Below are 6,698 nucleotides of genomic sequence, written 5' to 3'. Positions count from 1 at the left end.
GGTGGTTTATTTAGCAACAGCTTTATTGTGTTGCTATAACAACACAATAAATTGTTGTTGTCAAATACCGAGGAAACGTTGCTATATAACCGAGGAAACGTTGCTATATAACCGAGGAAACGTTGCTATATAACCGAGGAAACGTTGCTATATAACCGAGGAAACCCTTTTAAATAGAGGCTTTCAGCTAATGTAAAAGTATTTAAAAACTTTAAAAATAATTAAAAGTCCTTGAAATGAAAAATTGCCCTTGGTTTTCGCTTCGCTCAAACTCTATTGAATCTCGCTTTCGCTCGATTCGAGGGGCAATTTTTTTGGTTCATACTTACGTGAATTTGAAGAAAAACAAAAGCAAAGTCAAAAGCGACTATGAATTCGCTTCGCTCATATTTTTTTACTCGCTTTGCTCGCTAAAAATTTAACTTAAGCTCAATCGCTTTGCTCGGTTTTTCCCTTTAAAAGTACAAACGCCAAGTTTGTAATCAAAGAAAAGGCAACTCAAAATTTTTATGATGCTCAATCACTCGTAGACACTCGTTCGGTTAATTCTATCTGTGTTTCCTATTGTGCTTTTATCGTGGAATACATGCACCAATCAAAGCACAGACAAAAGCACAAAGCCTTCGCTTCGCTGCGCCTAAAAACAATTACCGTACAAGCTCGCTTCACTCGTCCTTCCTGGACGTCAGGATTCCTTGTACTTCAAGGGCTGGACGCCTTTGATAATCGTTTTTTGTTGCCTTTCACTTTCCGCTATCGCTCCAAGTTGCAGCGCACTTCGTGCTCGCGCCCCGTCATACTACTACGTAGTTGACCCACCCCCTTTTAGGTGCATATTTCGCTAGACTCGTATGTCCTTCGGATTCGCTGAACGCTCTCACTAAAACGAGGTGGGTCAACTACCCTTCGGGATAGTTTGACGGGGTGGGCTTGCCCCCCAACAACTAACGACATCTGGGGATGTCTAAAGTTCGTGTCCACTCCCTTTTACGTTGTCGGCTCCCCCCCAGTCATCTCCGCTGGGGCTTCGATGATGTTCCGCTTTCGCTTCACACCCCTTCGGGGCTAATCTTTGGCTTTTGCCAAAGAAAAAGCACAAACACACTCACAGAGCGAGTGTCTACGAGCGAACAACAGAGATTGAAATTCAAGACATACCTTCCCTGATTACATGCTCTATTTGCTCATAGGATGCGTTTAGCCGAGCTTTGCTCGCTGAAAGAGTGGGTCGGGTGGTTTGAGTCGCTAAATATTGCTTAAATCGAAAATTAGAGGGGTGGTGGCTATTCAATACTGTTGGACAGTATCGTCAATATGAATAGCCACCTGATCTGTAACCGTATAGATAAGGACGGTCTAATGACTTATCTATTACAGATAGAATACTGCATAAAATAATTGAGTCAACAAATGCTGGTTTTGGGTACAACCATACGTTTTGTCGCAACATGTAAGTTTATATTATATAATAATATAATTCTAAAAAAGTACAAACGCCAAGTTAATAGTCTAAGGTGAAGTAACCGCAAAATTTAATGGTGCTTTCATCTTAATTTTAGATAAATTAAAGATCGTTCTAATCAAAATAAAACTAATTATAAAAAATTTATTTTTACCCTTGAAAAAAATAAATTCCCCGTTACCATATTAATGTTGCTTAAAAACAACAAAAATGGAAAAATACTTAACTAATTGGAGTCTTTATGGCTGTTGTAATTAATGAGGCTGAATCATTCAAAAAAGCCTTTAAAAAAGTTTCCGATCCCAAAGCGGTAGGAAAAATGCTTGCTCGACTGACACGTATTAAGTCAAAAGGCAAAGTAGAGGGTAATGAATTTATTAACTTTGGCGACTGTAAAACAGTACACGGTAAAGTTGTTATGCTCAAAATTGATGTAGGTAAAGGTCATCGAATTTATCTAACACGAATTGCTGAGCAAGAATTCACAGCAGTGCATTGCGGAGTAAAAGATACCCAAGATGCAGATATTTTATTGGCAGAGACGTTAATTGCCTCACTTAAGTGAGGCAAGGTCTTACAGCCATGCAGATAATTTGCATGGTTGATAAGAAACTAACTTACTCTTTCATATCTAAATCAGAGGTCAAATTATGAACAAACTAAATGAAAGTAACTATATAAATGATAAAGAAATTTTATTAAATTATTTAGAAGCTATATTCGAAGAAGCAGATAATGATCAAGCTACTATATTAAGTGGAATATCTGAAGTATCTAGATCTATAGGAATTAAAAAAATCTCAGAAGAAACTCAACTAGATAGAACTCATCTATATAGAGCTATTAAAGAAGAAGGAAATCCAACCTTGTCAACTTTATTAAAAATTTTAGATAGTTTAGATCTATCTTTAAGAGTTACTAGAAAATAAATGACCTTTATTTATATATTAAGAGATAAGTATATGTAACTATTAATTCCCCCATGAAGTTAAGTATTTTCCATAAAAAAATGCTCTATTATTAATAGAGCATTTTTTTATGGAAAATTTCTATACGTAATTTACTTTAAAAGAGTTGATAAAAATAAAGTATAAAAAGTTGGCATCAATAAAAAAAATGCTATAGCAATCATCAGTATACCAGTAAAAAATTTATTTCTTGATCTGTTTAGTAGAGGGGTAGCTTTTTCATCAACAAAAGCTAATACACCTATTATAAATAAAACTAATAAGCATAATGTGCCGGCCGCTAAAAATAAAAATTGAAAAATAGTTTTGTAGCTAAGAAATTTTACAGCTTGAGTGGATGAAAAAAATAAAACAATAGCAACAACACTAAGGTTTACAAGCCCACCAATTAGATCATTAAATAATTTTTGCCAAGATTCTTTTTGCATATCTATAGTTATCCTATTTCACATAAGAGATTCAATGTTAAGTAGTATTATTTAATACTAAATTTTTGATTGTTGGATGGTTTATGGATAAATTCCATTCTTCATCGAAAGTAGAGTCAAATTCAAAATTTGAAAATAACTTTCTTGAACTTCCTCTTTTACCTTGCTGTTCCTCTTTCCATTCTTTTATTTCTGGTGTTTTTAGAAATAAAACTTTATCAAAAATATAGCCAAATCGTGCTCTATCAATAATAGATCCATTTTTTGTTAAGCTAGTAAGAATTTCTTGAAACAAATCATTATCTTTCAATATATTGTCTCTATACACACCTAATACATGACTAATTCCACCACAATAGTGTGGTGTTCTAAGCATATCTAAATAAAGATCTACTACATTCTGTAGATGACATTGATTCCACCATTCACTTTCAACCAATTTTTTTTTATTAGTTATAATTATAGTTTTCGTGGAGCCTGCTTCTTCTAAAATACTTTGATGAGGGTATGGATCTAAAATTGATTGAGTACTTAAAATTACGTCATTAATTTCAATATATTCGTTACTAATAGATTTAGTAACTTCAAAATTTTTAAATCGTTTTTTTATTTCTTTGAGACACAGATCTTTCCAATCTTTTCTTGCTGGACATGTGAAATAGATACCTGTCGTTTGAGTATTACCAATACCATATAAGTTCATAGCTGTTAAATGGCTTAAAAAGCCTAACGGATACAATGCACTAATAGCCATTTCAGAGGTTGGTTTACTTCCTTTTCTAATAAAGTAAGTATAGCCTCTAGTTGTGTGATTAAATCCTATTAAAATTTTTTCATGAATTAAGTAATCGCAGAATTTATAAAAGTTTTTATTATTGAAACTTTTATTTTTTTGAACAATAGAATCTTGAAGCCATACTTCTAAATACTTAAGGAAGAGCTGCTGTCGAGAAATAACATCTAATTCATATTCATTATTAATCCATTCTACAATTATATTTTCAATTTTCATGCGTTACTATTAAAATAATATAAGTCCTTAGGACTTATATTATTTTAATTCGATCTTGTCAAGTTTTTTCTAAAAATATAACAAAATAATATAAAACAGTAGCTTATATCAAACTGGTGAGATTTTTGTAAATATTCCTAAAAGCATAATTTATGCATTAAGAATAAAATTATCGAACTAAATAAATAGTTTTAAATTTTTTAAAGGGTGTTGTAAATGATTGATTCATCTATTGATTTTCAATATGTTCAAGAGGTTTGCATCATGAGTACTCAATATAAAAATATAGTAGCTGTAAAGCCTGAAAAAGATAAACCTCGTTTATCTAGTAAAGTTAATTTGACTAAGAAACAGCTTAATAAAATTGGGTTAGATAGTCTAAATGCATATGCTACAACTTCTCCAGAAGATCATTTAGGAAAATTCCTAGATCTCTAATTCTTACAATAAATTAAGCATTTCTATATACTTCTATTGACTTTATTTAGAAGATGTATGGAGATGCTTTTTGATTATTCCTCGGCGTAGAGTTTCTGTACATCCAAATTATTTTCGAGAATTAGATGAGAATACTGCAGAATATAATTCTCTCTTAGAAATAGCGAAAGAATTTGCTAAGTATTGGAGGGAAGGTTATCACCAAGATTTTGGTAGAGATAAACCTATTGAATATCCAGAAGCTGTAAAAGATGCTGGTCTATGTAAGGTTCATGTCCTAGTATTTCCATTATCCAAAAAAGATCAGCAGTTTTGGGACTCAAAAAGCTATTGTTGTTTTGGGCCATATTATCGAAGTCATTGTGATGGTTGCGATTCTTTGCTCTTATATGCTGTAAGTGAAGAAGGAACAGCCTTAGTTTTAGCTTTATATGATCAAGAGGGACATAAGCTATTGTCTCAACCTTATTATGAGGCTTTAAGAGGTCTTGGCGAACATGCTAAAGCGTATTTTAAAAGTATTGATGAACAGCCAGCATTAGAACAGGATTTATTAAATTTTTTAAGAACTCCAACTTGTTAGTATATGTACTGGAAACCTGAAAGACAGATTGGTAAACAAGTTGGTCTTTTAGATTTCCATTCAATCATTATTTTTATAATTAGACTCTTAAAATAATAATTTTAAACATTTTCTAAAGTTAACATAATACGCCTTATGCGAAATCGACTGTATTAGTTTAATTATTTCAATAAGTTGCAATCCATAAAAAAGCCTAGTTTGTTCAAACTAGGCTTTTTTATGGATTCTTCACGTTCCACGCCTATTCTTTGATCATTGTTCCACGACTTTATTCATTTTACTTAAACAATCTTGGTTAATCATAGGGGCTAAAAAATCGACTCCAAAAGCCTCTTTTCGGTTGCTCCGGTTCAACGTGCTCCGGTACTGGAATTCGCTTATTTTCACTCGTATCCGGTTCGTTCTGAGGCATGGCGATGACTTCTTCTTTTTCCTCTGTCATTGGCTCAGCCTGAATAGACGCAGGGATATGAGGTTTTGGGGCCTCTAAAAGACGTTGCATCGTTTCAATCTGATTCTGATAGAACGATTCCCTATCTTTTGCATCATCGAGCTGATTTTTTAGTATGTCTATCTGCTGTCTAAGCAGTAAAACTTCTGCCGAATTTGGACTGTCTACTTTTACAGGTTCTTTTACATCCTGCTTTCTAACAGGTTCACCAAATACTCGAATAGCTTCAGCTAAATCAATCTTATTATCAGAATTTTTACTTAAAATTCCTTTATTTATATGATTGTAAATTGTTTGCCTATTTATGTTGTAAAGCTTAGATAATTCAAGAACTGAAAGACTTTTCATGGTGTAAAACTATGCCTAATCTTGTCAAAAGTTGTTGTCTATTAGACTGTCTAATAGACAAATGATCAAGTCTATAATTCAGGCTGCATTGAAGCCTAACTTTTGAAGATAAGGATATAGTTCTTTAAACCTTTCTTGATCTTGAAGCATCTCAGCAATGCGTACAGCGAACTGTTGATAGCTCTCAGTCCCCTGAGAGTACTTACTCATTTCAGGTAACTCTGCCAGTTTATTGGCAAAAAAATGACGTTGAGCACCTGTCATTTTGGAGAAGATATCTAACGTGTTCGGATCTCTTTTACTTTCGATTGGTTGATTGGCTGATTTCTTTTGTTTAAAACTAAACGAAAAGCCCGAAATAGAACGCCCTTTTTTATGCTGTTCATACTTAATATTGATGTCTGAAAACTCATTAATTTGGTCTATAGCAATATCAAGTACACGTCTCTTAAATGCTTCCATTCTGGTGTATTCGTTTACACCTATACCTAATTGGCTACGGAATTTATTTAATTCAAAAAGAGGGGTCTTTCCTATAGATTTCCACTGCATTAATAATTCATACAGACGAACAGCATAGACACTTTTAAAGTCAGATGTTTTTCTTAGATGATAGCTTGTGAAATATTGTTCAAACCCATCTATTTTAGTGACATGTTCAATAACTACACGAGTTAATGTAATTAAAATTCGGCCTTCACCTTTTCTATAGTTTGCATCTTGAATCCAACGACTTTTTGTTAGGCTTCCATCTTCATTTGTAATAGTGAATTGTCGCTTAAATAGTGAATCTTCTGCTTCAATTAAAGCTAAATAAGCTGCGTCTGGAGAAACATTAAAGGCTTTTGCATATCTAGTGGCATTTAGTTCTAATGGTTGATCAGATGATAACCCTTGTCCTGTTTCTCGAGCATCTACAATAGCGAGCTGTAAAAGACGAGTTTCACTTAAGGTAAGAGTCTGTAGGGCTTGTACAAGTTTATTTGATTTTACGACTAAGTCTGTCAT

General features: G+C 33.2%; 8 protein-coding genes. 4 read left to right on the top strand and 4 right to left on the bottom strand.

The window, feature by feature from the left end; translation table 11 throughout:
* Positions 1-1,703 precede the first annotated feature (1,703 nt).
* Positions 1,704-2,027: a hypothetical protein gene (locus AC07U8_RS21295; protein WP_494738626.1), complete on the top strand. Its 324-nt coding sequence runs from the start codon at positions 1,704-1,706 to the stop codon at positions 2,025-2,027.
* An 85-nt stretch (positions 2,028-2,112) separates the two neighbouring features.
* Entirely contained in the window at positions 2,113-2,391 is a 279-nt protein-coding gene (locus tag AC07U8_RS21290; protein WP_494738625.1) for an addiction module antidote protein, read from the top strand.
* 131 nt (positions 2,392-2,522) lie between these two features.
* Here AC07U8_RS21290 and AC07U8_RS21285 read toward each other — a convergent pair whose 3' ends face one another.
* On the bottom strand, positions 2,523-2,858 hold the full coding sequence (locus tag AC07U8_RS21285; protein WP_494738624.1) for a hypothetical protein: 336 nt from the start codon (positions 2,856-2,858) through the stop codon (positions 2,523-2,525).
* Positions 2,859-2,895: 37 nt separating this feature from the next.
* On the bottom strand, positions 2,896-3,870 hold the full coding sequence (locus AC07U8_RS21280; protein WP_494738623.1) for a hypothetical protein: 975 nt from the start codon (positions 3,868-3,870) through the stop codon (positions 2,896-2,898).
* 216 nt (positions 3,871-4,086) lie between these two features.
* On the opposite strand from AC07U8_RS21280, the gene AC07U8_RS21275 reads away from it, so the two are divergent.
* Positions 4,087-4,308, top strand: coding sequence for a hypothetical protein (locus AC07U8_RS21275; protein ID WP_494738622.1), 222 nt, complete (start codon positions 4,087-4,089; stop codon positions 4,306-4,308).
* Positions 4,309-4,378: 70 nt separating this feature from the next.
* The gene (locus tag AC07U8_RS21270; protein WP_494738621.1) at positions 4,379-4,891 is read left to right on the top strand and encodes a type II toxin-antitoxin system YafO family toxin; all 513 of its coding nucleotides are present in this window, start codon (positions 4,379-4,381) and stop codon (positions 4,889-4,891) included.
* Positions 4,892-5,186: 295 nt separating this feature from the next.
* On the opposite strand, the gene AC07U8_RS21265 is transcribed toward AC07U8_RS21270, so the two are convergent.
* A complete protein-coding gene (locus AC07U8_RS21265) occupies positions 5,187-5,690 on the bottom strand; it encodes a plasmid replication DNA-binding protein (RefSeq protein WP_494738620.1) in 504 nt (167 codons plus the stop codon).
* A 78-nt stretch (positions 5,691-5,768) separates the two neighbouring features.
* Positions 5,769-6,698 (bottom strand): replication initiation protein RepM (repM, locus tag AC07U8_RS21260; protein ID WP_494738619.1); only part of this gene is annotated, 930 nt, incomplete at its 5' end.

Source organism: Acinetobacter sp. GW821-FHT01E09 (genome assembly GCF_059422385.1).
The sequence above is the reverse complement of the archived record's forward strand: the minus strand, read 5'-3'. Positions and strand labels throughout refer to the sequence as shown.

What these genes read in the sequence shown, in the direction of transcription:
- AC07U8_RS21295 (WP_494738626.1), top strand. Translation starts at nt 1,704, where the DNA reads ATGGCTGTTGTAATTAATGAGGCTGAATCATTCAAAAAAGCCTTTAAA.
- AC07U8_RS21290 (WP_494738625.1), top strand. Translation starts at nt 2,113, where the DNA reads ATGAACAAACTAAATGAAAGTAACTATATAAATGATAAAGAAATTTTA.
- AC07U8_RS21285 (WP_494738624.1), bottom strand. Translation starts at nt 2,858, where the DNA reads ATGCAAAAAGAATCTTGGCAAAAATTATTTAATGATCTAATTGGTGGG.
- AC07U8_RS21280 (WP_494738623.1), bottom strand. Translation starts at nt 3,870, where the DNA reads ATGAAAATTGAAAATATAATTGTAGAATGGATTAATAATGAATATGAA.
- AC07U8_RS21275 (WP_494738622.1), top strand. Translation starts at nt 4,087, where the DNA reads ATGATTGATTCATCTATTGATTTTCAATATGTTCAAGAGGTTTGCATC.
- AC07U8_RS21265 (WP_494738620.1), bottom strand. Translation starts at nt 5,690, where the DNA reads ATGAAAAGTCTTTCAGTTCTTGAATTATCTAAGCTTTACAACATAAAT.